General features: G+C 64.2%; 28 protein-coding genes and 2 tRNA genes. 16 read left to right on the plus strand and 14 right to left on the minus strand.

Annotated elements, in window-relative coordinates:
- Positions 1 to 30: 30 nt before the first annotated feature.
- The 4 genes from ACFVUS_RS29320 (at position 31) to ACFVUS_RS29335 (ending at position 2,577) form a co-directional block, all read left to right on the plus strand.
- Entirely contained in the window at positions 31 to 486 is a 456-nt protein-coding gene (locus tag ACFVUS_RS29320; protein ID WP_387773462.1) for a nuclear transport factor 2 family protein, read from the plus strand.
- Between the two features lie 141 nt (positions 487 to 627).
- Entirely contained in the window at positions 628 to 1,380 is a 753-nt protein-coding gene (locus tag ACFVUS_RS29325; protein ID WP_387773465.1) for an SDR family oxidoreductase, read from the plus strand.
- Between the two features lie 208 nt (positions 1,381 to 1,588).
- Positions 1,589 to 1,999, plus strand: a complete 411-nt coding sequence (locus ACFVUS_RS29330) for a hypothetical protein (protein ID WP_387773468.1) — start codon at positions 1,589 to 1,591, stop codon at positions 1,997 to 1,999.
- Positions 2,000 to 2,028: 29 nt separating this feature from the next.
- Positions 2,029 to 2,577 (plus strand): ferredoxin, encoded by a 549-nt coding sequence (locus tag ACFVUS_RS29335; RefSeq protein WP_387773470.1) that lies wholly within the window; start codon positions 2,029 to 2,031, stop codon positions 2,575 to 2,577.
- 35 nt (positions 2,578 to 2,612) lie between these two features.
- On the opposite strand, the gene ACFVUS_RS29340 is transcribed toward ACFVUS_RS29335, so the two are convergent.
- Positions 2,613 to 3,236, minus strand: a complete 624-nt coding sequence (locus ACFVUS_RS29340; RefSeq protein WP_387773473.1) for an isochorismatase family protein — start codon at positions 3,234 to 3,236, stop codon at positions 2,613 to 2,615.
- Positions 3,237 to 3,412: 176 nt separating this feature from the next.
- On the opposite strand from ACFVUS_RS29340, the gene ACFVUS_RS29345 reads away from it, so the two are divergent.
- Positions 3,413 to 4,258: a class I SAM-dependent methyltransferase gene (locus tag ACFVUS_RS29345; protein WP_387773476.1), complete on the plus strand. Its 846-nt coding sequence runs from the start codon at positions 3,413 to 3,415 to the stop codon at positions 4,256 to 4,258.
- 117 nt (positions 4,259 to 4,375) lie between these two features.
- Here ACFVUS_RS29345 and ACFVUS_RS29350 read toward each other — a convergent pair whose 3' ends face one another.
- Complete coding sequence (locus ACFVUS_RS29350) at positions 4,376 to 4,762, minus strand: winged helix-turn-helix transcriptional regulator (protein ID WP_387773479.1); 387 nt, start codon at positions 4,760 to 4,762, stop codon at positions 4,376 to 4,378.
- A 152-nt stretch (positions 4,763 to 4,914) separates the two neighbouring features.
- Here ACFVUS_RS29350 and ACFVUS_RS29355 point away from each other — a divergent pair, with 152 nt between their 5' ends.
- Complete coding sequence (locus tag ACFVUS_RS29355; protein WP_387773482.1) at positions 4,915 to 5,631, plus strand: alpha/beta fold hydrolase; 717 nt, start codon at positions 4,915 to 4,917, stop codon at positions 5,629 to 5,631.
- 95 nt (positions 5,632 to 5,726) lie between these two features.
- On the opposite strand, the gene ACFVUS_RS29360 is transcribed toward ACFVUS_RS29355, so the two are convergent.
- A tRNA-Ile gene (locus ACFVUS_RS29360) sits at positions 5,727 to 5,800 on the minus strand.
- Between the two features lie 159 nt (positions 5,801 to 5,959).
- Between ACFVUS_RS29360 and ACFVUS_RS29365 the strand changes: the two genes are divergently transcribed.
- Positions 5,960 to 6,313, plus strand: a complete 354-nt coding sequence (locus ACFVUS_RS29365) for a hypothetical protein (protein ID WP_387773485.1) — start codon at positions 5,960 to 5,962, stop codon at positions 6,311 to 6,313.
- Between the two features lie 102 nt (positions 6,314 to 6,415).
- Positions 6,416 to 7,240: a hypothetical protein gene (locus ACFVUS_RS29370; RefSeq protein WP_387773488.1), complete on the plus strand. Its 825-nt coding sequence runs from the start codon at positions 6,416 to 6,418 to the stop codon at positions 7,238 to 7,240.
- An 86-nt stretch (positions 7,241 to 7,326) separates the two neighbouring features.
- Here the strand turns inward: ACFVUS_RS29370 and ACFVUS_RS29375 are convergent, their stop codons facing one another.
- Together ACFVUS_RS29375 and ACFVUS_RS29380 are read right to left on the minus strand one after the other, a co-directional pair.
- A complete protein-coding gene (locus tag ACFVUS_RS29375; protein WP_387773491.1) occupies positions 7,327 to 7,920 on the minus strand; it encodes a DUF1120 domain-containing protein in 594 nt (197 codons plus the stop codon).
- A gap of 190 nt (positions 7,921 to 8,110) precedes the next feature.
- Positions 8,111 to 8,746, minus strand: a complete 636-nt coding sequence (locus ACFVUS_RS29380) for a TetR/AcrR family transcriptional regulator (protein ID WP_387773494.1) — start codon at positions 8,744 to 8,746, stop codon at positions 8,111 to 8,113.
- A gap of 137 nt (positions 8,747 to 8,883) precedes the next feature.
- On the opposite strand from ACFVUS_RS29380, the gene ACFVUS_RS29385 reads away from it, so the two are divergent.
- Positions 8,884 to 9,642 carry an SDR family NAD(P)-dependent oxidoreductase gene (locus tag ACFVUS_RS29385; protein WP_387773496.1) on the plus strand — a complete coding sequence of 253 codons (759 nt, stop codon included), beginning with the start codon at positions 8,884 to 8,886 and terminating at the stop codon, positions 9,640 to 9,642.
- A 54-nt stretch (positions 9,643 to 9,696) separates the two neighbouring features.
- Here the strand turns inward: ACFVUS_RS29385 and ACFVUS_RS29390 are convergent, their stop codons facing one another.
- Positions 9,697 to 10,281: a hypothetical protein gene (locus ACFVUS_RS29390; RefSeq protein WP_387773499.1), complete on the minus strand. Its 585-nt coding sequence runs from the start codon at positions 10,279 to 10,281 to the stop codon at positions 9,697 to 9,699.
- A gap of 221 nt (positions 10,282 to 10,502) precedes the next feature.
- Between ACFVUS_RS29390 and ACFVUS_RS29395 the strand changes: the two genes are divergently transcribed.
- On the plus strand, positions 10,503 to 10,886 hold the full coding sequence (locus ACFVUS_RS29395) for a hypothetical protein (protein ID WP_387773502.1): 384 nt from the start codon (positions 10,503 to 10,505) through the stop codon (positions 10,884 to 10,886).
- A 119-nt stretch (positions 10,887 to 11,005) separates the two neighbouring features.
- Here ACFVUS_RS29395 and ACFVUS_RS29400 read toward each other — a convergent pair whose 3' ends face one another.
- The gene (locus ACFVUS_RS29400; protein WP_387773505.1) at positions 11,006 to 12,106 is read right to left on the minus strand and encodes a hypothetical protein; all 1,101 of its coding nucleotides are present in this window, start codon (positions 12,104 to 12,106) and stop codon (positions 11,006 to 11,008) included.
- A gap of 575 nt (positions 12,107 to 12,681) precedes the next feature.
- Here ACFVUS_RS29400 and ACFVUS_RS29405 point away from each other — a divergent pair.
- Positions 12,682 to 13,074 (plus strand): nitroreductase/quinone reductase family protein, encoded by a 393-nt coding sequence (locus ACFVUS_RS29405; RefSeq protein ID WP_387773508.1) that lies wholly within the window; start codon positions 12,682 to 12,684, stop codon positions 13,072 to 13,074.
- A gap of 80 nt (positions 13,075 to 13,154) precedes the next feature.
- On the opposite strand, the gene ACFVUS_RS29410 is transcribed toward ACFVUS_RS29405, so the two are convergent.
- From ACFVUS_RS29410 to ACFVUS_RS29420, 3 genes are all read right to left on the minus strand, one after another.
- Positions 13,155 to 13,541 (minus strand): hypothetical protein, encoded by a 387-nt coding sequence (locus ACFVUS_RS29410; protein WP_387773511.1) that lies wholly within the window; start codon positions 13,539 to 13,541, stop codon positions 13,155 to 13,157.
- 147 nt (positions 13,542 to 13,688) lie between these two features.
- On the minus strand, positions 13,689 to 14,636 hold the full coding sequence (locus ACFVUS_RS29415; protein ID WP_387773514.1) for a decaprenyl-phosphate phosphoribosyltransferase: 948 nt from the start codon (positions 14,634 to 14,636) through the stop codon (positions 13,689 to 13,691).
- Positions 14,637 to 14,819: 183 nt separating this feature from the next.
- Positions 14,820 to 15,854, minus strand: coding sequence for a YdcF family protein (locus ACFVUS_RS29420; protein ID WP_387773517.1), 1,035 nt, complete (start codon positions 15,852 to 15,854; stop codon positions 14,820 to 14,822).
- Between the two features lie 450 nt (positions 15,855 to 16,304).
- On the opposite strand from ACFVUS_RS29420, the gene ACFVUS_RS29425 reads away from it, so the two are divergent.
- Positions 16,305 to 17,513 (plus strand): FAD-dependent oxidoreductase, encoded by a 1,209-nt coding sequence (locus ACFVUS_RS29425; RefSeq protein WP_387773520.1) that lies wholly within the window; start codon positions 16,305 to 16,307, stop codon positions 17,511 to 17,513.
- Between the two features lie 387 nt (positions 17,514 to 17,900).
- Positions 17,901 to 18,737, plus strand: a complete 837-nt coding sequence (locus tag ACFVUS_RS29430) for an SAM-dependent methyltransferase (RefSeq protein WP_387773523.1) — start codon at positions 17,901 to 17,903, stop codon at positions 18,735 to 18,737.
- Between the two features lie 6 nt (positions 18,738 to 18,743).
- Here the strand turns inward: ACFVUS_RS29430 and ACFVUS_RS29435 are convergent, their stop codons facing one another.
- The gene (locus ACFVUS_RS29435; RefSeq protein ID WP_387773526.1) at positions 18,744 to 19,220 is read right to left on the minus strand and encodes a MarR family winged helix-turn-helix transcriptional regulator; all 477 of its coding nucleotides are present in this window, start codon (positions 19,218 to 19,220) and stop codon (positions 18,744 to 18,746) included.
- 41 nt (positions 19,221 to 19,261) lie between these two features.
- Between ACFVUS_RS29435 and ACFVUS_RS29440 the strand changes: the two genes are divergently transcribed.
- Complete coding sequence (locus ACFVUS_RS29440) at positions 19,262 to 20,164, plus strand: alpha/beta hydrolase (RefSeq protein ID WP_387773529.1); 903 nt, start codon at positions 19,262 to 19,264, stop codon at positions 20,162 to 20,164.
- Positions 20,165 to 20,176: 12 nt separating this feature from the next.
- Here the strand turns inward: ACFVUS_RS29440 and ACFVUS_RS29445 are convergent.
- Together ACFVUS_RS29445 and ACFVUS_RS29450 are read right to left on the minus strand one after the other, a co-directional pair.
- Positions 20,177 to 20,252 (minus strand) — tRNA-Cys (locus ACFVUS_RS29445).
- 88 nt (positions 20,253 to 20,340) lie between these two features.
- The gene (locus ACFVUS_RS29450; RefSeq protein WP_387773532.1) at positions 20,341 to 20,793 is read right to left on the minus strand and encodes a hypothetical protein; all 453 of its coding nucleotides are present in this window, start codon (positions 20,791 to 20,793) and stop codon (positions 20,341 to 20,343) included.
- Positions 20,794 to 20,982: 189 nt separating this feature from the next.
- On the opposite strand from ACFVUS_RS29450, the gene ACFVUS_RS29455 reads away from it, so the two are divergent.
- The gene (locus ACFVUS_RS29455) at positions 20,983 to 22,245 is read left to right on the plus strand and encodes an erythromycin esterase family protein (RefSeq protein WP_387773535.1); all 1,263 of its coding nucleotides are present in this window, start codon (positions 20,983 to 20,985) and stop codon (positions 22,243 to 22,245) included.
- A gap of 35 nt (positions 22,246 to 22,280) precedes the next feature.
- Here ACFVUS_RS29455 and ACFVUS_RS29460 read toward each other — a convergent pair whose 3' ends face one another.
- The gene (locus ACFVUS_RS29460; protein ID WP_387773537.1) at positions 22,281 to 23,231 is read right to left on the minus strand and encodes an NADP-dependent oxidoreductase; all 951 of its coding nucleotides are present in this window, start codon (positions 23,229 to 23,231) and stop codon (positions 22,281 to 22,283) included.
- Positions 23,232 to 23,479: 248 nt separating this feature from the next.
- On the opposite strand from ACFVUS_RS29460, the gene ACFVUS_RS29465 reads away from it, so the two are divergent.
- Positions 23,480 to 25,432, plus strand: a complete 1,953-nt coding sequence (locus ACFVUS_RS29465; protein WP_387773539.1) for a hypothetical protein — start codon at positions 23,480 to 23,482, stop codon at positions 25,430 to 25,432.
- Positions 25,433 to 25,471: the final 39 nt, after the last annotated feature.

The raw sequence follows: 25,471 nt of genomic DNA on the forward strand, positions 1-25,471 counted from the left end.
TATGCGCGCCGCGGCGAACAGGATTGTGGCATGAACGAAGTCGGAACAAGCGCCACCCGTACGGTCGTCGAAGAGCTGCTGCGTCGAATCGGTGCCGGTGATTCGGATGCGACGGCCGCGATGTATGCCCCGGTCAGTGATTGGAAACTGAATTGGCCTGAGCATGAGCACGATCGAGCGGCGACCCCGTGGATTCGTCCCCGCGCCACCCGCGCCGACGCCGCCGCGCATTACGACCAGATCGCTCGGCATCATGTGCCTGAACACGCCGCGACCACGGTCGAGCGGATTCTGATCGATGGCCCGGACGCGGTGGTGCTGGGGGAGATTCGCCAGACGGCACGCCCTACCGCGCGTGCGTACCGTTCCCGATTCGCTCTGCACCTCACCGTCGAGGACGGGCTCATCACCCGCCACCATGTCTACGAGGACAGCCTCGCCGTTGCCCAGGCATTCGACGAAGATCCTCAACCCGAGCACCGCTGATCGAACGCCGCGCAAGACCGCAGAGCGCGCGAACGAGGAAGATCAACACAAGGGTGTTGCCGCGCACGAGCGGATCCAGCATGGGAACGTACCTTCTGATATTGAGCGAGGGCATGCTGTCGAGTTGATGTGGAGGTCGTAGTGGCCGAACGATTTGCCGGCAAGGTGTGCGTCGTCAACGGTGCCGCCAGCCTTATCGGCCGCGCCGTTGCCGACCGCTTCGCGAGTGAGGGCGCGCTGGTCGTCGGCGTCGACAAACTTGCTCACTCGGTCGGCGCGCAGGCGGTGCAGGCCGACCTCACCTACGAATCCGCGGTCGAGGCGTTGTACCGGGACGTTGTTCGCGACCACGGTCGCCTGGATGTCATTTACAACAACATGGGCTTGATGGACCGCGGTGATCGGTCGATATTGGAGATGAGCCTGCAAACCTGGCGTGACGCGCAGGATGCGAATCTGACCAGTATCTTCCTGTCCTGCAAGCACGGAATCCCGCACCTGTTGAACACCGAACCGTCCGGTGGATCGGTGATCAACTCCGCGTCGTTCCTAGCTGCTGTCGGGTCAGCGACCGCGCCGATGGCGTACGCGGCGGCCAAAGCGGCAGTGGTGCAATTGAGCCGAGACCTCGGCGTTCATCTCGCCCGCAGCGGAGTGCGGGTCAATGCCGTGCTGTTCGGGCCGATCGAGACCCCTGCGCAGCGCGAGATCCTGCAACGCAATCCGAGTGTGCTGGCGAAGCGCCTGGTGCACTGGCCGATGGGGCGCTTCGGCACGCTCGACGAGGCCGCCGGCACCATCGCATTTCTGGCCAGTGACGATGCCGGCTTCATCACCGGCGCCGCCATCCCGCTCGACGGCGGTATCACCGAGGCTTTCACTGTGCCGGAATAGATGTGGTCATCGCCGAACGTTCTCGAATTCGTGATCAACGAAAGCCGAGCGGGTGAGCAGTGCCAGCGAGTCCGACGCACTGGATCCCGGCGGCGTGGTGACGACCATGATCGACTGCTGGGGTGAGCGTGCGGGGATCTGCGTGCTACGAGGTAGCCCGCGAATCTGGTAGGACCGTAACGACAAACGCCGGATCTACACTCACACCGTGGATAGGGAAATCGGTGCTGTCTGGGAGTTACGGCGGCAGGGAACGGTTCTCGCGCGAATCACGGTCACCGGTGAGGACGAGCGGGCACTGGTTGGAACTTTTGCCGCCGAGCCCGAGTTCAGTGAGGTGGCGCCACTGTTTCTGGCCCAATGTGCGCTCGGTTCGTTGAGCGAGCCCGAGATCACCGACACCCTCGTGCGCGTGTGGGAGGGGCTGTACGACAGCATCTGTCAGTCGATGGTTCTCGTCGGTCCCTCCGGTCCATTGGAAGGGTTCGAGCTCAACATTTACGACACCGACGGTGAGCTGCCGCAGCCAGGGCGAGAAGCCGTTGCCCAGTTCGATTGGGGCTACCGTGACCATTTCGCGTGGATAGCTGAGCGGCGGAACCGTTTTCGCCGCAACTAGCCCGTCGTGCAATAGGGGATGCTGGTGTTGTGAGCGACCTACCGCGACGCTGGGATCCGATGTCATCGGTGCACCGCGATCTCAACGATTCCGTCTACCACGGTGACAAGTGGCAGGATCGGCACTGGATGAACGTGCCAGGTCCCTTCTACACGGCGCAGACCGATACATGTTGGACGGGAAGGCTTCACGCGCCACGCAACGTGCTCTACGGCGGCGAGTACTACAACGAATTCGTGTATCGCCAGCCGACCTCGCCCGCCGAGGTCGAATACCTGCTGGCGGCAGCGGACGACGATCCGTTCGATGGCTACGCCTGTGACGGGGACTCGCGCTGGACTCCCGCGGCTGTTCGTGCGTGGTGGAGCGGCCGCGACAAAGTCGCCGAGCACCTTGCGCAGTTGCTCACCGAGTACACCAAGGAAGGTGCTAGCGCATCGAGAAGCGAAGCGGCAGAGGGTGTCCGAGACTTCTTCGCTTACCTGACGACTGACCTCGAAACCGATCTGAGGGAGTACGTATTCAGGTTGGAGAACGATCGATACCCGGCTGCCGACGACGAGCTGCCGAATCTGTAAAAAGGAGCATGCGGTGCGTGAGGTCGGCCGCCGACTCAGCTTGTGGTCAAATCGGCCGTAGGGATGATCTGTCCGGTGGATCGGGCAATTTGCCTCAGCGCCAGCTCGTGCAGGACAGCGTTGTAGTCGGCTACCGCGTCGGAAACGACGAAGAGCTGAAGATCCCGCGCCAGGGCGTCGAAGCTGGTTGCGACGATCCCTTGAGACGCGAAGACGCCGCAAACGACAAGCTGGTCCTTGCCCTGTCGGGTTAGTTCGACGGCGAGATCGGTGGCATAGAACGCACTGAGGGATCGCTTGCGAATCCACGGCACAGCGGGCTCGTCCATGCCGTCCAAACACGACTGCGCCGCTTCAGCCGCGCTCGGCCCCTGCCCCCACAGCGACCCGCCTAGCCCGCGCTGCCGCACCACCGCCGCCGGTCGTGGTGCCGAAGCGATGACCGGCATGCTCTGACCGAACGCCCAATCCACAAGCGTTCGGCACTGGTCTACGACTGCCGAGCGAGTCTGTTCGGCGAGCACGCCCGTGTAGTACGGGAGAAGATCATGCACCAGAACCGCACAACGATCAGCCTCGAACTCCCAGCCCAATCCATCACGGAAGTTGGCGAACCCCGCAGGGTCATAGGGCGTGACATCGGCATCGAAAGTGACCACGCCGTTGATCTTTCACCATCAATATCCAGAAGGCCCGATGCGGCAAGACCCTGCAGCTCGTGGTAGCCGGGCCATCTGGCTATGGCCGTCACGGCATTTCGGGCGCATCCTGTGAAAAGCACAGAGTCGACGAGCGCGGTTGGCATGCTGAGTTCTGGCCGATGGGGGAGGAATACATGGAAAGCGCGCCGAGCAGGACGGCGATGTTCGCGGCCGTGTCGCGTGGATTGTTTCGCCTGGAGACGGCATCGCCGTGGGTACTGGACGATGCGCTGGCCTTGGTGCTGGTCGGCCCGGTCTGGCAGCAGTTGCGAAACCGATTCGATCCGATGTTCCCCCGTCAGGTCCTTCTCGAATCCCGTGCGGCTGTCTGCACCCGCAGCCGGTACGCCGAGGACCGGCTGGCCGCTGGCGCTTTCACCCAGTACGTGATTCTCGGTGCGGGACTTGACTCTTTCGCGTGGCGGCGGCCGGACCTGCTCGGCTCACTGAAGCTGTTCGAGGTCGATCACCCTGCCTCCCAGGCATGGAAGCTCGAGCGGATCAAGGAGCTCGGGCTGCCGCGCAGTGACTCACAGGTGTTCGTGCCGACTGATTTTGAGGTCGACTCGATTCGAGATGTCTTGGGCCCAGCGGGATTCGACTGGACACAGCCGGCCCTGTTCAGCTGGACAGGCGTCGCCCCCTATCTGACGGCACAGGCGATCGAATCGGCATTGCGCACGATCGCGGCGGCTGCCCCAGGGTCCGAGGTGGTGTTCTCCTACCGCGCCGAGGACAGTGTGCTCGACGACGTGGGAATCGAATTCGCCCGTATCTACACGCCGATCGCGGCTTCTGTAGGCGAGCCTCTCCAGCCCGGCTGGCCCGTATCGGAGATTGACGAGCTGATTAGCCGATGCGGGCTGAAGGTCATGGACCACCCCACGCGTGCGGACCTCGAGCAGCGCTACTTCGCCGACCGCGCAGATGGCCTGCGCCCCTACACCTTCGAGACCCTGGTAGCCGCACGAGTCATCTGAGTGTGCACAGGCCACGTCGGTCACGGCCCCGCGCGCGAATCTTGCTCTGGCGCGGCCGTTCTCACGCATTCACAGGTCGCGACGATCGTGTCCTGCAACCAGGTCTCCACCGTGAGGCTAGGTGTCGGCTTCGGTGCGGTTGTCGAATTGTGCACGGGCGGTATCGATGTCGGGCACGTGCGCGATGCTCCATTCCAGCAGCGGTAATGTCGCGGTGCGCAGGCTCATGCCCATCGGGGTGAGTGCGTAGCTGACGTGGGGTGGCATGATGTTTCGCACGGTGCGGGTCAGGATGCCGTCGCGTTCCAGGGCGCGCAGGGTGACGGTGAGCATGCGTTGACTGATGCCGTCGATATCGCGTTTGAGTTCGGTGAAGCGACGAGATCCCTGGCTGAGGTGGCGTACGACCAGTAGCGACCATTTGTCGCCGACGATGTCGAGGACTTCCCGTGTCCGGCACGCGTCGGCCGCGCTCGGGGGCAACTCGCCGGGCTCGACGTGCATGGTTACCTCCTGGGAACCGAGGCACACGAATGTGCCGTATTGCCCGATTCGGATCGAGCGCACCACACTTGCTGTGGTTCCTGAAGTGTACCGAGGCATTAAAAGTAACCAGCTGGGCTGGGTGCCGCGGCACAGATCGACAAGGGGTGAACATGTCTGTATTTCTGCTGGTCCACGGCGCTTGGCACAGTGGCCGATGCTGGGATCGAGTGGTCCCGCTACTGGAGACGGCCGGGCATCGGGTGTACGCGCCCTCGCTGAGCGGCTACGGCGACAAGGCTCATCTGCTCGGACCGGGTGTGGGTCTGGACACCCACGTCGCCGACATCATCGAGCTGATCAAGGACGAGGACCTCACCGACGTCGTCCTGGTGGGGCACAGCTATGCGGGCCTGGTCATCTCCTCGGTGGCCAATGAGATTCCGCAACGGATCGCGCACCTGGTCTATCTCGACGCGATGGTCCCGCGCGACGGCGAGACCGCCGTCGATGTCCAACCGATCACTCAGCACCTGATCGACGCCGCCGCCGACTGGCGCATCCCGCCGCTGACCGAATTGCCGGCGCCGTTGGGCCTGTTCGGAGTCACCGACCCGGCCGACATCACGTGGCTGCGTACGATGCTGTCGGATCATCCGGTGCGCTGCCTGCAGCAACCTGTCCACCTCGACAACCCGTCGGCAGATGCCGTGGCGCGCACACACATTCACTGCGTCGGCGCGAAACCGCAGGGCATCGCCCGCCGACCGGTCGCGGCGATCCAGCCCAACGGTTCTCCCGCACGGGTCCGAGAGTTGCCGACCGGGCACGATTGCATGATCACCATGCCCGTCGAACTCAGCGAACTGCTCCTGGAAGCTGCCAGCTAAAACACATCGACCTCTAGGGTCCGTGCATCGTATTGTGTTCGTTCCGATGTGATGAGCGGAATCGCTTGGTATGCAGCGCATTCCGTTCGCCTGAGTACCCCCGGCGGGGCTTGAACCCACGACCTTGACGTTATAAGCGTCCTGCTCTAACCGGCTGAGCTACGGGGGCATGTGCACGACGAAGCCCCGGGGCGGCTGACCCCGGGGCTAGGTATGCACTGACCCAGCAGTTCGAGCATGAGGGTAAGTATGGCATCGGCCAGTGGCCTGGGCCAGTGGTTCGGCCTCCGGTGATAGGTTGAGGCGGAGCGGAATTGGGGGCATACAAGTGAGCGCGAGTATCGTCGGAACATTGCGGAAATATTGGTTCTTCTACGCCGTGTATGTGATTCTCACCGGCGGGCTGGTTTTGTGGGGAGTCGCCGGGCTGCTCAATGGCACGGTGACTTGCCATAACTGGAATATCTTCGTGCTCGACTTCTCCGAGTACGACATGTCACCGGATCAGACCGACGCGATATGCAATCCCGGCACCAAGAATGGTGGCGGACTCGCAAAGACGAAGTTGGGCAATGACATCTTCGACTGGATCAAGATCGGCGTCGGAGTTTTCATGCTCTACATCGGTGGCAGCAGCTTTATGAGCCTGGCCCGCGAGCGCGCGGAGAAATCGTCCAACTGAGTGCGCGCTCCCGTGGCACCGTCCCGGTCAAAGTGCCCACATCCGTGCGGATTCCGGCGCAAACTGATTGTGTCCCTTGATGAATCGGCACTGGAGCACGCCATGCTCGTTCTTACGGATCAGACCAAATCCGGCAGTACGGAAACCTTTCCGCAGAAGGACTTCATCGAGGGGGCGAAGATCCTGGCGGACAGGGTCGATCCGCCCACCAAATCGGCTGGGACGCTACACAAGTTGCTCACGGTCGTGGTCCAGGTCGCCATCGAAGACACCGAGAACACCTTCACCGAACAAGACGTCGCCTATGCCTACCGCAAATTGGTCCGGCTGGCCCAAGCGCGGGTGCTGAAATGGCAAGCCGACGCCGCCACGTGTGAGAAGTTCTTGGCGGACAAGGAGAATGGCCAGCGAGCGGGCTGGCTGAGCAAGGTCCAGCGGGACCAGGACAAGCGGCTCGGCACCCTCGAAACGAGCGATTTCGTGGTGTTCACCCGCGGCACCGACCCGACGCAGGCCCTCAACATCATGACCTACGAGACCTTCGGCGGCGTGTGGCCCGGCCCGCAGCGCACCGACAAGCCGACCGAGGACCAGGCGGGCGTGCAAACCGGTTACGGCATCAAGATGACGAGTCAGGGACGGCTCGAGGAGTGGTCGCTGGGCACCCTGGACGGATTCTCGACCGGCGGGTACATGCTCATCGCGGCCGCGAAACCGACTGCGGTGCGGTTGCCTCCGGTGAAGGTACGCGGTGCCGGCGAAAGCGGTGTCACCGGATTCGCCGACCAACGCCTGCTCGGCGTCGCGATCCTGAAGGCCGGACCCAAATCCACCGCCGATCCACTGGAACGGGCAATCGAAGGTCTGATGAAACAGGGACAGGACAACGCGGCGAGCGCCTTACGCGACGCCATCCTGCATCGCTGACGGTGCCCCGAGCGGAGCTCGTTCCGGCAACCTTGAAATGCCGAGGCCATCAAACGCGGATCGCGACCGATGCGAGATCTGTTGTCCTACAGGTATTTGAGCTCCAGGGTGGCCGAGCCGTCGATGGCGATTTCGTCGGTCAGGGTCAGGCCACTGGTCGGGGGAAAGAATGCGCTCACATCGAGATCCATGGTCAATTCCCGGACTTGCAGCGGTTGGTTGGCCGCTGTGATGGAGGCAAACGCGATCTGGATACCAGGCATCCAGAGGTCATTGTGGTACCAGGTCGCACCCTCGTCGGTGGAGCCGATCGGTTGCACCGGCACGCCATCGGCGATGGCGTTGCGCAGCGCGATGGCGTACCAGCCCCATGATCGGGTGTCCTCGGTCCGCCCCAAACCGAAGGCATCCGCCCGTGTGGCCGAACTCGCTCGTTGGTCGAGGGCTTGCAACGCATAGAGATTCGAGGCGTCGCAGGTAATCGAGAGCTGCACCGTCTGCGTGCCGACGTTCGTCTCTCGTTCCGAGTTCAAATCCGCAGCGGAAATCTTGCCGAAGTCGACCACTCCGCCGCCGGACAGGCTGGGTTCGCAGGCGCTCGGCGTGATCAAGCCAGTGACCGATAAGTCGACGGAGGTTGCCCGGCTGGTAGTCAGGAGACTGACGGTTACGGTAGTCATAGGGCAGAGCTCCTTCGATTGACCGAAGGCCAACAGTAGCAACGTATTACGTGTTCAGTGCCGAGATCCGTGACTGCCGGTTTCCACACGCCAGAAGAGATTGCACGACAATGCCGTATGCCCTGCTGTGACTAGTGGTAATCGGATCGGCCCTCCAATTCTGTTGCGGGCGTGAGAATTCCGGTTCGAATCAGGCGGGTCGATTGGTGGCGTAGCGGGCGAGCATCGTCTCTACCGCCTGCTCGACGGCGTAGCGGATGTCAGACGCTGCGGGGTTCCAGTCGGTGAGCAGCATGCGGGGCCACAGGACGTAGTTGGCGATCATCCCGAGGAACTGGTTGGCGGCGCTCTCGGCGTCCAGGACGTCGGCATTACCAGCCTCGTGTTCCGACTCGAGGTAGTGCTGGACCGAGGTGAAGTAGGGCAGCTTGCCGAGCTGGAACTGGATCCGTCCCAGTTCGGGGAAGCGGGGCAGTTCGGCGATGACGATGCGGAACAGGGCTGTCATACCGGGTCGGCCCATCAGGTCGGCGTAGCGGTGGCCGATGGTGCTCAGGCCGGAACGCAGGTCGCCGGTCCGAGGTTGTGCGACAGAGCCTGCGGCGTCGCGCTGCCAGGACTCGGTGACGATGGCCTCGAAAAGTGCTGCCTTGGTGGGGAATTGCTTGAACAGGGTGGACTTCGAGACTGCCGCCTCTTCGGCGATGCGGGCGAGGGAGGTGCCGTCGTAACCGCGGTTCAGGAAGACGTCCGTGGCTGCCGAGATGATCGCCTCGCGCTTTTGCTGGGCGAGGCGGCGGTGATGGGTGGAGAGCTCTGCTGCCATGCGTGCAGTATGCCCTAGCTCCGAGGCGAGTCACTTGACTCGCCTTCTTTGGCGTGCCTACAGTGCGATGGAAAGGCGAGTCGATCGACTCGCATCTGGTTGCGGCGCTCGAGTGCCGTGCGATGAGGGAGCAGTTGATGACAGTCGACAGGATCGCTTTGGTGACCGGCGCGAACCGTGGCCTGGGCCGGAGTACGGCTCTTGCGCTGGCAGCGCGCGGGGTGCGGGTCGTGGTCACCCATCGCGGTGATGCGGCCGGGGCCGAGGAGACGGCTCAGCAAGTGCACGCCGCAGGCGGGACTGCCGCTGTCGTACGTCTCGACATCAGCGACGTTTCCTCTTTCGGAGCCTTCACGTCCGAGCTGAACGGATTGCTCCAGCGCTGGGGGGCTTCGCGGCTCGATATCGTGGTCAACAACGCGGGCGTGGGTGTCTTCGGACCGCTGGAAGCTGTCACCGTCGACGACTTCGACACGGTGTTCGGCACGAACGTGCGGGGCACGTTCTTCCTCATCCAATCGCTTGTGCCGTTGCTGGCGCAGGGTGCAAGCGTCATCAACGTCTCGTCGTCGTTGACTCGCCACACCAGTCCCGCGACCTCGGTCTACTCAGCTTCGAAAGCCGCCATCGAGGCCCTGAGTCGCACTCTTGCAACAGAACTCGGCCCCCGCGGCATCCGGATCAACTCCATTGCCCCGGGGCCGACCGCCACCGACTTCAACGGCGGTGCCATGCGCGATGACGCCGAGATGCGCCAAGGTCTGGCCGGGCAGACCGCGCTCGGCCGCGTCGGCGAACCCGAGGAGATCGGTGACGCTATCGCCACGCTGGCGTCGCAGGGCCTGCGCTGGATGACCGCCCAGCGCGTCGAGGTTTCCGGGGGCGCGCTCCTCTGAATGTCCGGCCGTCCGGTTCGCGCTCGCGAGCCCAGCTGGTGCTGGGCAGAGTCGTCACCGTCGATCTTCGAGCCCGGAGCGCGAGACAGGTCGGGCTACGGCAGCGGCCGCAAAAGGTCCGGTGTTCGTCGCCATGAATCCTGGGAGTTGGCTCGGGTGGAACGGCGGACCGCCGGGCACGAAGGCGACATCGTCCAGATAGCAGTAATACACGGTGTTCCACACGTGCCAGTTGGCCTGCCGCCGCGGTAGATCGGCCTTGAACTGCTTCGCTTGGATGACGTCGGCAACCGTAATGAGTGTTCCGATTGCCAGCGGCCAGCCCGTCATGCAAAGTGGCGCAAAGATACTCGCCGAGATCGACGCGCCCGTCGAAGACATGATCACGGAACAGAACAGGTGCAGGAATAGACCGAAGATCAGCAGCGCGATGCCCTTGCCCAGGCTCCCGTGATTCGGCTGAAGCGCCTGCGGCGAAAGCTGTTTCGCCAACGTTGACTGATTGACCGTCGTAGTCCTGCGCCGACGCCCCTCGTCGTAGGCGTACCCCCGCGCGTGCGACGTTCCCGCGGCGTAGATCGCCGATGCCTTCTGACACTGACTGTTTCGCCCGCAAACCGGGCAGACCCCCTCGTACATGGCCTCAGCGTAGCTGCGCGCCGTCGATGATCAGACCGACGGCGGCGTGACCGAACCCTCGAGATTTCCTGGTCGTGCCCTTCGGCGGCGAATCCAACTCGGACATACCACCATCGACTACTGCCGATTACGCGGTCTCGCGACGTCTCCGAGCTAGCTGTAGCTTCCTCTTGGCTATCGTCGCTATTGTGGTGAAAAGCCGAGCAGAACGAGGTTCTGACGTGGACGAATCGGATTACACGAGACGAGTGCGGGCGAAGCTTCCGCCGGAGGCGGCGCATATCCCGATCTGGGATCCGACAGTCCCGCACGACCGGCCCGACGTTCCGGTCTGGCGATACCGCTCGATCGCCAGTGGCACCGATTTGATTCAGCTGTACACGGCCCGGTTCGGGCTGGAGTTGTTCGGCGAGCCCGGGGTCACAACAGCGGCATCGGTGATCGAGCTGGCAGAGTTGGCCGCCGCCGATCCCGAGCGAGTGGTCGACATGTTCGAGGCCGCCCACCAAGGCGGAGCGTTGACATGGGATCCGCAGCGCCTCATGCATGTCGAAACGCGCCGAGGCTGGATGGGTGAGTACCGCGATCACCTGCGAGTTAACTGACTGCAATCGCACGCTCGTGTCGCGACCCGAGCGTCGGTCGGCCGTTCAATCTGGTTGGCTTTCAGCGCTTCCCGGTGCACTCATTCGCCGATGGGCGTGCCAACAACGCAGGGGACGGGTCAGGTGCGCTGTTCGAGTTCGGTCTCCTCTTGTTCGGCAGAGGTTATGGGCATCGCCGTGCTCGCCACCCTGCCCGATGCCGTGACCTTGTGGCCGTGGGTTCTGGCCCAGGCTCTGATCGCGTCGCTCTGCTTTCGATTCATACGCGACGTCCATCGGCCGATTCGGACGCTTTCAACGCCCACTTTCGGTCCCGTGAGAAGCTGTGAGAGCTGTTCGAACTGGGGCGGTGTCACGAAGGTCAGGTAGTAGTGTTGGCCGGAATCCAATGCTGCCAAGACGGTTCCGAGGTCGAAGGCGCGGTCGCCGATCTCTTCGAGGAACGCCTGGAGGTAACCGACGCGATCATCCTGGGCATGTTTGGTCTCGAAAGCGGTGACCCAATCCCATTGCAGCGCAGTGGGATAGGAGTTCAGCGATGCCAATTGCTCTCGGATGGACTCGGGGTCGGCCTCGCGGGAGATGACAACCATGCCCGCGGTGGCGTGCGGGGATTCGTCATCGTGCAACGATTCGATCGTTCCGGTGGTCAGCAGTGCCCGTCGTTGCGCCATGACAGCTCGCACCACAGGCTCGAAATCCGTTTGCTGACAAGCATATTCGTGCCAGTAGGCCGCGACGTGCGAGGTTTGGCGCACGACGCGGTCCGGCTCGGGCGGGGCAGGCCAGAATTGCAGGAGGTACCGGTCCAGCACCGGCTCGCCGTCGAGTCGGACGTCCTTCTCCCGCGCCTGGTCCATACCCTGCGCGCAGTACCGCACCCGATAGTCGAGCCCTTGCCGCAAGTCCAATTCCCAGGAGTTCTCCCCTGCCCACTGCACCAGGAAACTTTGATCCGGGATGGGGTAGAAGGAAACCTCCACCACGTCTTCCCATTCCGGATCCAGTGGGGGCGCCTGGTCGTGTACTTCGACGGTGAAGCCGACCTTCCCGCTGTGCAGTCCGGTATGCAGGAAAAGCTCGCCGGGTACCGTCGCGCCGCACAACCCTGCCCTCTGCCCAGCGAATGCATCATGCATGCGCGAGTTGACGCCGCCTACGACACTCTCGACATAGATCTGACTGTAGGAGACACCGACTTCACGCTCGAACCTGAACACGTCACACCATCCTGGCCGAGGGAAACTCGCCATCTCCCAGCAGCGTCATCGGCCGTGCAGGACCAGACGACGAGGCGACGATGCTCACAGGGAGATCAGGGTGATGCGATCCAGTTCGGGAACGGGTCATGCGGGCAGCGTAGAGAAGCCCACTGACACAAACCGCGGGCACGGCAGGTATCCGGAGTTTCGGTGGCTCTGAGCCCTCAATCTCTGGGCCGGACCGGGCACACACCCTCCATGCCGCAGTGCTGACAGGACCTAACAGCTGGCCTGCCGAAGACCTTGGCGGAGGCTGCGGTGGCGGGCCTGGCCCCGCGACGAGTTGGGTGAACTCGGCTATGAGAGTCATGAGCTACGCGCTCTGCGTGACAGCGCCGCGGCATTGCACTGATCGGCTTGGCGATCTCGAATCGTGGAAGTTGGCACGGTGAAGTGGTCGCAATCGAACTCGATGCCAACGAGATGCGGCGAATAGCCAACTGGCCGTGCTGATCTGGGCGTCGAGGACGCTTGGGTGTGACGTCGTGGTGAAATTCATTGGCGAGGCACTGACTGTTCAATAAGATCAGGGCGTGACCAAGCTGCGGGACCTGCAACACCGAGTGGTGACGACAGGGCAACGATATATCGGTAACCCGATCCTGGGTCGGCTTCCGATTCAGACCCTGCTCGAGACAACAGGGCGCAAGAGCGGTCAGCCGCGGATTACGCCGATCGGTGGTCGCCGGAGCGGTGACTCGTTCTGGCTTGTTTCCGAGTTCGGTGAGAAGTCTCAGTACATTCGAAACATCCAGGCGGACAGTCGTGTTCGGTTGCGTATTCGTGGGCGGTGGTACTCCGGCACGGCTCACCTGGTGCATGGCGACGATCCGCGAGCTCGGCTGCGTGAACTGCTGCGGGCCAACAGTGCGGTGGTACGAGCGGTTGGTACTGAACTGCTGACCGTTCGCATCGACTTGGACTGAGCTGTCGACAGACCGTCTGGCATAGACCACGGGCGAGAGTGGGTCCTACCTGTCGCCCGTGGCCACGAGAACGTCTGGGATCAGCTGACGAGGCAGGAGCTGCCGAGGTTGGTGCCGGTGCCGACTTCGATTGTCGCCCACTGGGATCCGTTGTAGGACCAGGCCTGGACGTAGTGGGTGCCCGTGGCCGTCGGGGTCCAGGTCGCGGTGCTCGTGCCGGTGGCGTCGAGGGCGAACTGCTGGGGGCTGAAGGTGGAGGCGGCGCTGTCGTAGAGCCAGATGGACTCGCTCGCGCTGCCCTTGACGGTGACCTTGTAGGAGCAGCCGGTGCCGTATTTGCCTCCGCTGGTGGAGGTTACGGTCACGCTGGTGACGTAGGCCGAGGCCGCCGGTGCGGTGGACAGTAGCGCCGCTGCCGATGCCGCGACCGCTGTGGCGATGAACGCCAATCGCCGAGACTTGAACATTGCCGATCATCTCCCTGTGGACAGACGTATGTGCGCGTGGGAACCGTGCGCGCTCAACAGTATCGGCACTCCCCGAATGCGACACGCCAGTATTTCGAATTCGATTCGAACCTCGACCGCGTGCCGCGCCCGGACCGTGGACCCCGCTCAGGTGAGGTAGACGGCCACGCCGATTGTCACCGCACCCGCCAGCGTCAGCAGCTGCAAGGTGCGGTCGCCCAACATCAACTCTTCGGGTTCACCGGCCCCGGCCCCGTCGATGTCGACCGCGTATCGCAGGATGGCGATTGTGAAGGGCACCATCGAGATCGCGAACCACGGGTTGTCCTGGTGATCGGCCTCGAACGCCCACAGCCCGTAGAACACCACGACCGCCGTGCCTGACATGGTCCACACGAAACGCAGATAGGTGGGCGTGTAGTACTGCAACGACTTTCGGATCTTGGCGCCGGTGTCGAGCGCGATCTTCAACTCGGCGTAGCGCTTACCCGCGGCCATGAACAGCGAGCCGAAGGCCGCGATCAGCAAGAACCATTGCGACAGATTGATATCGGCCGCCGCGCCACCGGCGATCGCGCGCAACAGGAAGCCCGACGACACAATGCAGACATCAAGCACCGCTTGATGTTTGAGCCCGAAGCAGTACGCGAGTTGGATGCCGACGTAGACCGTCATCACCACGGCCAGCTGCCACGTCGCCAGGAACGAGAGCAGAATCGAGGCGGTCAGTAGCACCACCGATAGCGCGTAGGCCAGATTCACCGGAACCACACCGGCGGCGATCGGCCGGTAGCGCTTGGTCGGATGTGCCCGGTCCGCCTCGATGTCGAGGGAATCGTTGATCAGGTAGATGCCCGACGCCGCCAGGCAGAACACCACGAACGCGATACCGATGTGCAGGTCGCGGGTGAGGTCGGAGATGGCGAAGGTATCGGTCCCCGGAATCGTCCCCGCGGCCAGCGGCGCGGCCAGCACCAGGATGTTCTTTATCCACTGGCGTGGCCGCACAGCTTTCACCAGTCCGCCGACCAGGGTCTTGGGCGGTCCGGTGAGGACCGCCTCATCGAGTTCGACGATGGTCGGCTCTTCGCTCATCACAACGCGACTGCTTCCTGTGGAGACTGACGAATCTCTTTCGGCGGCTGGGACTGTGCTACGACTGCGCGCGTTTGTGACGACCACAACACCGCCCCCCCCCCCGAAATACCAAACACCAGCCAGCCGGTCTCGGTCAATCTATCGGCAAGATCCGGTTGCGGCGAGATGAGCGGGTGCGGATCAGAGGGGCGGGAGTGCGGCTTCGGCGGCTACCGCGGTGAACGCGGCGACGGTGAGTGCCGCGGTGGTGAGGTGCGTGCGGCGGTAGTGGGTGGTCAGCACCGCGACGAACTCACGAAGGAAAGCGGCCGGGATGAAATATCCGGCGGTGTGGGAGCCGACCACCTGTGCGTTGATTCCGGCGCGCCGGGTCAGTGCCGCAGTACGGAGTACGTGGAAGCTGCTGGTGACGACCGTCATTCGAATCCTATCGGCCGGTATGCCGCGAATGTCGAGCTGGCGCAGGCAGTTCCGGATGTTCTCCTCGGTATTGCGTGAATAGCGTTCGCGCACAATGGCATGCGCCGGAATGCCGTGGTCCATGAGGTGCCGGGCCATGGCGTCGGCTTCGCAGGTGCCCTCGTCGCCGCCCTGACCACCGCAGGTGACGATCACCGGTTGCGGGCACTCCGCCGACGCGGCGTGGTAGGCGGTGATTCCGCGGTCGAGGCGGCCGGCGAGCAGGGGAGTGACCGACCTGCCGTTGAGCCCGCAACCGAGGATGACGATCGCGTCGGCGTCGGTTCGCACGGGAAGAGTGCCGTAGAGCAAGGCGTACCCGCCGAACGCGATGAGGTGCAGCACAAGATAACCGCCGGTAGCGCATACGAGCACGGCCAGCGCGGTGAGTTGCACCGGCGCGGGCACGGCGATCGAGATCACGGCGATCACGACGCCCATCGTCATCAGTCCCGCACCAACCGCGACCGGGGAAAGCGTGGTCAGTGACCGTCCTTCACGCCGCACCACGATGAACCCGTTCGCCACCAGGCCAATACCGATGCCGCACAACACGAACGCGGTGACGCCCGCCATCTGTGGCACCGTCATCCTGATCGCGGTGAGGTCGCCGATCAGGGCAGCCGATCCAGCCGCGAGTAGCAGTGCCGCGGCCAGCAGCACCCAGCCCGTCGACAGTCGGCGGGGTTCACGCTTCACCCGAAAAGCCCCGAGGGCCACCAAGAACAAGCCGATGGACAGCAACGCTGCGGTCATCATCAGTCCTCCCAGTTCGTTGTCAATGCGGAACCACAACATCGGTGCCTGTCACCGACGCAGGGTCGATTTCCCCGCTTCTTCGCGGATAAACCCCACTGTTCTTGGAGGGCAATAATCGGGCAAAGCGGGCTACGGGGGCTCCGTCCGATGAGCCTTTCCGTCGAGACTCTTTACGGCAGTGCGGAATTCGCTCTCGATCAGATGCACCCCCGTTTCGGTTTGCGTGTCGCTCGGTGTCGATGACGGCGAAAAATATTGCAGCGCTTCGAGTTCGACTACATGGATGACCATGGCCGGGAGTCATCGGCCGACTTCGGCGGCGTGAATACCCGTCCAAACATGAGTCAACTATTAGTTGACGATTCGCCCTGAGTCAACTACTAGTTGACGCAAGGTGATCGCTCACGACTGTCGTTCGCCGACATCACATCGAACCGAGGAGTCGCAATGGAAGCCGTCGAAAGCGCTGCGCGCCAGCATGCCGAGTCACCGGGCAGGCGGGCGACGGTTGTCGGTGCGGGGATCGCCGGGTTGGCCGCCGCGCTGCGATTGCGTCAGCAGGGCTGGGACATTGTCGTGATCGAACACGCGCCGAGCCGCCGCAGCAGCGGCTACCTGGTGAATCTGCACGGACCCGGATATGCCGCAGCCGAGCGGCTCGGGCTGCTACCGGCGTTGACCCCGCGCGATATCGGATTCTTCACTTCGGTTCTCGTGCACGCCGACGGCCGGGAGAAGCTCACGATTCCCGCCGCCTTCACCGAGGCCGCTGTCGGGGGTCGGGCATTGAGCTTGTTCCGCGGCGATTTGGAGTCGGCGCTCTACGACGCCGTCGCCGAATTCGCCGATATCCGTTTCAGTACCACGGTGCGTGCCATTGCCCAGACCCCCGGGGAAGTCGACGTCACCCTCAGTGACGACACCCACCTGCGCACCGACCTCCTCGTCGGCGCGGATGGCGTGCACTCTCGGGTTCGAGAGCTCGTATTCGGTTCCGAGCCAGAGTATTTCGTGGACCTGGGCCATATGGTCGGCGCGTTCCCGCTGGAAACGCCACCCGCCCACATGCCCGATGGCGTCGGCACCACCTACATCGGTCCCGGCCGCACCGCCGCGGTGATGAACCTGGGACCGGAAAGGTCCTCGGCGTTCTTCGCCTACCGCTGCCCCGACTCGGATGCCGACCTCGCTCTAGGTGCCGCGCCCGCCCTCGCTCGAGCGTTCGGGGATCTCGGCGGCGGTGTCGCCGACGCACTCGGCCAGCTCGACGCCGACCCCGGCATCGCCTATTTCGACTCGGTCGGCCAGATCGTGATGGACCGCTGGAGCCGGGGCCGAGTCGTCCTGCTCGGCGACGCGGCGTGGTGCGTAACGGTTTTCGCCGGTTACGGCGCGGCTTTGGCTCTGGATGGAGCAGACCAGCTCGGCTCAGCGCTCGCCGCACACGGTGACGACATTCCCGCCGCCCTCGACGCCTGGGAAACGGCATTGCGGCCGGAGGTGATCAAGCGACAAGCGTTGGCGCGCAGAGGAATCAGCCGATTCGCCCCGCCGTCCCGCACCCATGTCTGGGCAGGCGAGATGATGCTCCGCGCAATCCAGCTCCCCGGCATTCGCGGTCTGGTCCGACGCTCCATCCAACGCGCCAACAACTAGCCGCCGAGTCGCCTGCGGACATCTGTGACTCGGCTGGGGCCTCGCGGCTCGGCTGCGGGATTTTGGGTTCTGGATCGAGCATCGACGTGCGATTGTCATGGCGCTGGAAGAGGGGCGTTCGCAAATAGGGACCGACCAGTCGCCTCGCAATATTCACCCGGAAGGCAACGGGCAGAGATCATCTCGAATCGCCGGAGATAGTGACATCGGCGTAAGATTTTTGTACCGGGCGATCGCCCAGGATCGGTCCCTCACCAGGTCGGATACGCTCCCAGCAGCCTCACCGCAGATCCAAAGCTATTGGTGATCAACGCATTCGCGCGAAATTCGCCACCGGGCTGTTACATACTTGTGGCGAACTGGACACATGACACTCAGGAGTCTGCGATGCCCGAGTCCGACTACCCGAGCTCGGTGCCGGTAGGGGTGGACACCACCCGTGCCAGCATCGCGCGGGTTTACGATGCCTTCCTGCACGGGAAGGACAACTTCGAGGTCGATCGGGAGGTGCTCGCGCGGGTGCAATCCGTTGCGCCGCAGGCCACCGACCTGGCCTGGGCAAATCGTGACTTCTTGATTCGGGTGTGCCGCTTCCTGGTTCGCAATGCGGGGATCGATCAGTTCCTGGATCTGGGGTCGGGGTTGCCGACGGCGGAGAACACCCATCAGGTGGTGCAGCGCGTCAATCCCGATGCGCGCGTGGTGTATGTGGACAACGATCCGATGGTGCTCGCGCACGGGCGGGCGTTGCTGGCCGAGAACAACAAGGCCACGATTTCCACCGCCGATATCTTCCAGCCGCTGGAAGTGCTCAAACATCCTTCGGTGCTGGAGCATTTGGATTTCACCCGTCCGCTGGCATTGCTACAGGTGGGGACGCTGCACCATTACCTCGGCACGGATTCGGCCGAGCTGATGCAGACCTATATCGACGCGCTGCCGTCCGGATCGTTCGTGGCGATCTCGCACTTCTACGATCCGCAGGATCCGGACGAGCCCGAGCTCAGCGAGCTGGCGGTGAACATGGAGGACAAGTTCATTCACAGCCCGATGGGCAGCGGTCGATTCCGCACCCGCGCGGAAATCCAGGCCATGTTCGGTGATCTGGAGATGATCGAACCCGGACTGGTGCTGTGTGATGACTGGTGGCAGGACGGTCCGCGGCTGAGCATGCTCAGCGCGGTGCGGCACTGCATCGTCGGCGGGGTCGGGCGCAAGCGGTAACCGCGATCAGCCCGCGGGCGTGCCGATTCCGGCACGCTCGAGTACGTCGCGCAGTTGCGAAAGAGACTGCGCGACAGTCGATAGCGATGAGCTCGGCAGGTTTCCGCCGAGCAATTCGGCCAGACATTCGGTGAAGGTGTCGTCCGTCGACCGCACCAGGCGCAGGCCGTCCTCGGTCAGCGCCAGCAGTGACGACCTGCGATCCGCCGGATTCGGTTGGCGCGCAACCCATCCCTGCTGCTCCAGGCGGTCGATGCCCTTGCTGATCGCTCCGACGCCCGCGGCGAATTCGGTCGCGAGGTCGGCAACCCTGGCGCCGGGGTGATCGCGCAGGAAGCGCAGGAATTCCAGCTGCGAGGTGACGATCCCGTGCCGCTGACGCAGGCGATCGTTGAGGGCGTTGTACAGCCGGGTCTCGCACCGGACGAGGTCGGAGAACAGTTTCGGCAGGTCAACGGCCTCTCCCGCGGATGTATATTCCATGGCATATAGTGTACTGGAAGCTACTTCCTGGGAAGGTGCATATGAGTCGAGAGCAACGCGCGAGGATCGACGCACTGCTGCGTCAGCCGCCACCGGCCGGGCCCCGATCGGTCGAGGACATCCGCGCGGGATTCCGGGCGCTGATGGCTCAGATGAATGTGCCGAGCGAGATACGCACGCGCACCACAACACTCGGTACCCGGCCCGCCGTGCTCGTCGAACCGGCCGAGGCCTCACGCCCCGGGACGATCCTGTACTTCCACGGCGGCGGTTTCGTCATGGGCTCACCCGAAACCGCGATGTCACTGACCGCGAACCTGGTGACCCGCACCGGATTTCGAGCGATCTCGGTGGACTATCGACTCGCGCCCGAACATCCGTTCCCGGCCGCGATCCAGGACACCCTCGCCGCGTATCGTGCCCTGCTCGACCGCGGTGAGGATGCCTCGGCGATCGCATTCGCCGGTGACTCCGCGGGCGGGGGACTGGCGGTAACCACTTGCCTGGCGGCTCGTGACGCCGGATTGCCGCTGCCCGCGGCGATTGTGGCGTTCTCACCCGGCCTGGATGCGACCCACACCGGCGAAAGCATGCGCACCAAAGTGGGCATCGACCCGCTGTTCAGCCACGAAAGCCTCGCTTACACCGGCGGGATGTACCTCGCGGGCCAAGACCCACGCCAACCCCTGCTCAGCCCGGCCACTCTTGCCGACCTCGAGGGCTTCCCTCCGATACTGCTGCAAGCGGGCACCAACGAAATGCTGCTGGACGACTCCACCCGACTGGCCGCGCGCGCGCAAGCCGCCGGAGTGGATGTCATCCTCGACATCACCGCCGACGTACCCCACGTCTTCCAATCCTTCACCGGCACACTGGATGAAGCCGACCAGGCCCTCGATCGCGCGGCGCTCTTCCTTCGCCAGCACCTGCGCGGCGTTGGATAGTTGCCAAGTATTTGGTCGCGAAGACGGGAATCGAACCCGCGCCTTCCCGTCTGTGCGAATGGTGCTCTACCAACTGAGCTACTTCGCGCCCGCGGATCAGCTTAAGGTCTGAGAATTGTTGCCGCAAGCGAGTTTCCGGTGGCGGCTCCGACTGCCGCAACGGATTGTGACGATCGCTAGCTGGACCCGGTGCTGGATCCGCCGGTGAGCTTGCAGACCTGGGCGGCCGCCGAGCCCGACAGTAGCGCCGATTCCGAGCAGATGGTGAAAACCGTTGTGCGCGTGGAGGTGCCCTGGCTCACGACGATCGTGTAGGTACCGGCCTGTTTCGGGATCCACGTGAATCGCGCCTGAAAAGTGGTGCCATCTCCGCCGGTGGTGTACGGCACGGTCTGGTTGAACGGCGCGCCGTTGAGGGTCATCGTGACCGGGCTCGCCTTGTCCGCACCCGAGGTGAGGGCGACGACGGTGCATCCCGCGCCCACGAGCCCGCAGTAGTCCCCGTCCATCAATTGGATCACCTTGACGCTGTCGATTTGCGCGTTCGCGGTGGGGGCGAACGAGATCGGCAGGGCGCAGGCCGCGACGGCGAGGAGGCTGTTTCGCACAGCCCGGCTGGTGTTGATCATGCGCCGGATCGTATGTGACCGACATTCGTTTCACAGTCGTTCGAGCGCCCCTGAAACCCGGGTCTGGCGCTCGGAAACGGCGATGGCAAATCACAGTGGGGGACACGCGAATCGGGATACCGTGAGGTCCAACCCGTTGTATGAATCAAGATTTTATGGCTGCGGAGACCTGCCAATACGGTCGGATTCATGCAACGGAATCTGGATTGGCTTCGCGACAGTGCCACACCGCTGACGACTCTCGACCCCGATGCACCGCTCGATGATCTGGAACCGCTGCGCGAGATCATCGGCGCGGCTCGCGTGATCGCGATCGGCGAAAACTCGCACTTCATCACCGAATTCGCGCAGATGCGCGAGCGCGTGCTGCGCTTTCTTGTCGAACGTTGCGGCTTCACCGTGCTGGCGTTCGAATACGGCTTCAGCGAGGGTTTCCCCCTTGATGCCTGGGTGCAAGGCGCCGGCGGCGATGCGGAATTGGCGACTCATCTCGCGGGGACGATCCCCGTGGGAGTCGGCGAGCCGTTGCGCTGGATCCGCGAGCACAACACATCGGCAGCTTCGCCGGTGCGCTTTACGGGTATCGATATCCCCGCGGCCGGTGGGTCTTTGCTGCCCTCGCTGGGCCCGGTCGCCGACTATGTGCGCGAGGTTGATCCGGCGACCCTGCCCGAGATCGAGAAGGCGACGCGGATTGCCACCTCGTTCGCCGGTGCTTCGGCGGCCACGGCGGCACCGGCGTGGACCCGCCTGCCGACCGCCGAGCAGGACGCGCTCACCGCGATCCTGGCTCGCCTGCTCATTCGCTTCCGTGCGGTCGAATCGCTGTACGTCGCTCGCGGCGATCAGCGCGGCTATGACATCGCCCTGCGTCACCTCGAAGCCGCCGCAGCGGGCGACTACACCTTCCGTGCCATGGCCGATCTCTTCGCCGGAACCGGGCTCGCCGCAGACACTTCGGCGCGTGACAGCTTCATGGCCGATTCGGTGCTGTGGCAGCTGGAGCGCTCCGCACCCGGAACCCGGGTCGTCCTGGTCGCCCATAACGCCCACATCCAGAAGGAGCCCGTCTCCTTCGACGGGCACCTGGCCGGATTCCCCATGGGGTACTACCTGCACCGCGCCCTGGGTGCGGACTACTTCGCCCTCGGCCTGACCAGTACCGAGGGACATACCGCCGATATGCGCCCCGACGAGGGCGCACCCTTCGGCTTCACCGTCGAACCAACACCGCTGCAACGGCCCGAAAAGGGCAGCATCGAAGCGGCATTCGCCGACGCGAACCTCGGACCCTGCCTCGCCGATCTGCGCCGCGCCCGCCGCGATGTCACCGGCCCCGGCCCCGACCGCACTCGACTACAGAGCACCTACCTCCATATCCCGGTGCTGGACGCGTTCGATGCCGTAGTCGACACCGCGACCTCCACGGTGGTCGATGACGCCCGGCAGTGACCGCATGCTCGGTGACGCGGGTGCCCGCGCCGAGATCAGAGATCGATCACGACCTTGCCGCGAACATGCCGGTCCGCTTGGAGTTCGACTGCCTCACGGATGCTTTCGACGGGGAACGTCGCCGCGATGGGTACCCGCAGCCGACCCTCGGCGATGAGTCGCGCGATGTTCTCCAGCGCTCCGGGCGCGGCGTTGGCTCCGTTGGCGGCCGGAATCCCGTCGATCACGGTCGCGATGGTGCAGATTCGATTGTCCGGAACCCCGAGTTCGCGGGCGGCGTGCACCGTATCCGTGCCGTGCAGATCCAATGCCGCTGTGACGGTGCCGATTTCGCGGACGCGGTCGGTCAGTCCGGTGCCGTACGCGACCGGTTCGGCGCCGAGGTCACGCAGATATTCCGCCGTCGACGGCGAGCCGGTCCCGATGACTCGCGCGCCCGCGATTCGCGCCAACTGCACGGCGAACACCCCGACCCCGCCGCCCGCGCCCCCGATCAGCACCGTGTCCTGCGGACCGAGATCGAGCACATCGAGAGCCGCCGAAGCGGTACTGCCCGCGATCGACAATGTGGCGGCGGTGCGGTCATCCACCTCGTCCGGAGTGTGGTGGGCGACGCCACTCACGATATTCCCGTCCGCATCGACCACGACGAAGTCGGCGATCGCCCGGGACAGCGCCGTCCCGAACACCCGATCACCAACCGCGTAACCGCTTACCCCCGTGCCGATTTGATCGACAACCCCCGCGTAATCGGTCCCGAACCCGACCGGCAGACTCAGCCCGAACCGCGCCGCGGTCTCAGCGTCCGCGGTCATGACCCAATCCATCGGATTCAACCCGGCCGCCGTGACCCGAACCCGGACCTGCCCATCGCCCGCCTGCGGTTCGGGCACCTCCTGAACAGTCAATACCTCAGGGCCACCGAATGATTCGAGCCGCACCGCCCTGCTCGCATCGCCGCGGCGTCCACCGTTATGCTGCTGCATCGCTGCCGTCTCCTCGCGTTCGTGGAGTCCATGGATCTGAGCATTTCCGGCATCGATCATCGCAGGATCGCGCACCCGGCCCCGAACGACACGGCGCATCGGTCAGCTCGCTCCAAGTTCTGGCTGAACAGTGGTTCGACGGCCCTCGCGCTCGGCGAATCCATGCCGAAGGCCGTGTCGGTCCGCTGTGACATCATCGCTTCCCGTGTCGCCGCCGAGACGGCGGCAGCACGCCGGAAAGGGAATCAGTGGACCCCAGTTATCGAATCTTGGAGGCGCTCAGCGGCGTTGCCATCGCTCCCTCCACCGGGCGTGGCCACGGCGGGATGCTGACGGCGATCCGCACCGTATCGGATGCGCTGCACACCGGCTCCATTCCGGAAGTGGCCGAATGGAATCCGCACTCGCTGGGTAGCTTTCGCTGGGCGGCATTGATCGGGCGCGTCGAGATCGCGGCCGTGCGGGCAATCGCGCCGATTACCACGGATCTCGACCGCAGCGGTCTATTGCCCCTGCTCGAGACCTGGGCGGAAACGACATTCGCCGATCGGACGGCGGAGTTGCGGGTGGGCACTGTCGCGGCACGGGACGTCGTGGCTGGGAGCGCGGGTGGATACAGCGTGCGACTGGACCCACGCGATTCGGGAACTTGGCTCTTCGTCGACCGCCGGACCGGCGAACCCGGCCCGCCGCCCCTGGGAGTGATTGGTCTGGTCGCTCCCCGGGCACTGCGCTGGGGCGACGCCGAGCAGTTGCGCACGCTACTCTCGCTGATCGATGAGCACGGGCCGGTCACCGAAGATTCCGGTGCTGTCGAACTCCTCAGTCGCAGAACCGGTTTGACATCGCGTGCGGCGAGACTCGCCCTGTGGGGCCATATCGGGACCGCGCCCCAGCACAAACACAAATATGTTGTGCGGGGGATGACCCAGGCCGAGGCGTACGACGCCGTATCGGATCTCTCGGAATTGCATGGCCGCGCGCTCACCGCCATCCCGTCCCGCTACACCGGAGTATTGCCCCCGGACCCGGCCGAACTCTGGAAACCCCACGGGTTACGAGACCTCGCCGACCGGTTGGCCGATGCCTGGATCGAACAGTGCGGTCGACAACGGGTGCTCCCGGAATCCACGTGCGGGGCAGCGGTATCCGTGACAGCCGCCTTGCACGCTCCCGGGGGCGGTCAATGGGGCACCGCGCCGACCCGGCTCTGCCGGATTCTCGCGGCTCCCGACGAGGTCGCGGCCTTGACCGTCGATGTGCGCACCGCACCCGATTTCAGTACCGATCACGGCAAGCTCGTCACGACCACCGACGACGTGATCTACAACGACCTGATTCGGCTGTGGCGGCCGTTGATCACCATGTGTCGCTGGGCATACGGCAATCTCCCGGCCGGTGATCCGGTCCGCGCCGGGATTCCACGCACCCTCGAGCTCTTGCGCGCGCGTATGCGTAACGAGGACCTGCTGATCCGGGCGAATGGGATGGACATCGAACGGATCGAGAAACTGCGTTATGCCGCAATGGAGTCGGGTAGCCCGGACCCGCTGTGCGACGGGCTCTACGACGACGGAGCGCTGGTGGCCTGGCCGTTTCGAGACGCGTGGGTGAGCTTTTGGAATCTTACCTATCGGCCCGGGCGCCTGGCCGAATTCGATGACCCGCTGACCGTGCTCGACCCGAGGACGGGACGCCCGGCACGCGAGTTCCTGGGATGGTTGTTCGGAGGCGACGCCGACCAGCTGATCGCCCGCTGCGCGCCGAAGGCTCTTCCCGCGGACGGCTACGAAGCGGATCCGACTCTCAGTGCGCCACAACTGGTTTCCACCGTGAGCGAATCCTTCGACATCGATTCCGACGCCGCCGCGCTCTACCTCCAGATTCTGGCGCTGCCCGCGCCCACCGATCGCAATGTGCGCACCTGGAACCGGTGGAAACCCGCGCGACATCGGCAAGCCGTGGCGGTGCTGCTCGCCGCCGGACTCGTCGTTGAGGACACCGGTCGCCGGGCGGGACGGACTATATTCCTACCCGGGCGGTGGACCGCGAAACCTGGCATCGAGGCGTGGAAGCGTCCGCTCTATCTCCCTGTGCACCAACTCAATCTGAGCGGGCCCACCCATCCGATCCCATGGGTTGCGATGCCCGCGCTGTTCGACCAGGCGTGGCAACGTGCGCTGCGGGTGAGCATGACGTAGGTGTTGCGGGTTGTCGGGTAGCGCATGCGCTACCCGACA

It is taken from the genome of Nocardia sp. NPDC058058, assembly GCF_042885355.1.
Taxonomy (GTDB): Bacteria; Actinomycetota; Actinomycetes; order Mycobacteriales; family Mycobacteriaceae; genus Nocardia.